The 1,219-nt window shown below is 71.5% G+C and carries 1 protein-coding gene; it reads right to left on the reverse strand.

Going from position 1 to position 1,219, the window contains the following annotated elements:
- Positions 1-137: 137 nt before the first annotated feature.
- A complete protein-coding gene (locus tag G6030_RS13215) occupies positions 138-980 on the reverse strand; it encodes a DUF6474 family protein (RefSeq protein ID WP_182643437.1) in 843 nt (280 codons plus the stop codon).
- Positions 981-1,219: the final 239 nt, after the last annotated feature.

Here is a 1,219-nt window from a genome sequence, read left to right on the forward strand (position 1 = left end):
GGCGGTGGCGCCGCCGAGCAGCGCGGCCGCCACCGCGACCGAACCCAGGCGCCGACGCAGCGGCGAACGCCCGGCCCCCGCAGTACGCCCGGCCTCCGTCGGACGCCCGGACCGCGCGGAAGCGAAGTCCAGCTGGGTCACGCCTTGACCCCCAGGCGGGCCAGGACGTCCTTGTTCACGCGGTCGAGCTCGCCGGAGATCGAGGAGTGGATCTCGCGCCGCTGCGCGGTGGGCGTGGTCTCGGCGGTCTCGACGGCCGTGCGCAGGTCGGTCAGGCGCGTGCGGGTGGATGCGACGAAGTCCTTGACCTCCCGCTCGCCACCGCGGCTCGTCTCGAGCTGGTCGAGGGTCCGCTCGAGGCGGACGATCCGCGCACCCAGGGCGGCACCGGGGCCGGTGGCGTTGATGCCGGCGGCCTTGAGGTCGACCCCGCCGGCCTCGGCGGTCTTATCGGAGCTCTGCGCGTTGGACACGACCTTGTAGACCAGCGGCAGCAGCACCGGGGTGGCGACCTTGGCCATGTTCAGCCAGCGCTGCACGTCGTCCTTGTTGAGTTTGGTGCTCTTGAGCTTGTCGAGCTCCATCTCCGCCAGCTGGTACTCGTGCTTGCGGCCGGCGGCGTCGATCTTCTCGGCGAGCTTCCGGTCCTTGGCCAGGATCTTGGCCTCGCGCTTGATGGTCTTGCGCTCCTCCTTGGCGTGGACCTTCTCGGCCTTCCGGTCCCGCTTGGCGGCCTTGCGGTCGAGCTTGTTCTGCTTCTCGGCGCGCTTCTCCTCCCGCTTGGCCTTGCGGTCGGCGTTCTTGCCCTCGAGCTTGGCGCGCTTCTTGGCCTCGGCCAGTTCCACGCGGTGGGCCTCCCTGGCCTGCTTGCGGGTCTCCTTGGCCGCGAGCTTGGCCTCGGTCATGGCGGTGGACTTGAGGGCCGCGGCATGGGCCCGGAGTCCGGCACGCTTGTCGCGGTAGGTCGTCAGCTTGCCCATGGGCGTCGATCCTTCTCTCGTCGCGATCATCAGATCTCCAGCCTAGGCGAATTGCCGGGCACTGAGGACCGGACCGTCGTGCGCTGGGCGGCTGGGCCATGATGGACGGCGATGGAGGACGCCGAGCGCACCGCGGGCCGGGTCCCCGACGCGGCGGTGGCGGGACCGGCGTCGGGGGCCAGATGTCTGCACCGCGTGGCCCGGGAGCGCGACGCCCGGCCGGGGTGGTGGCGGAGCGC

Origin of the sequence: Dietzia sp. E1 (assembly GCF_014145015.1) — a bacterium.
Classification (GTDB): Bacteria; Actinomycetota; Actinomycetes; order Mycobacteriales; family Mycobacteriaceae; genus Dietzia; species Dietzia cinnamea_A.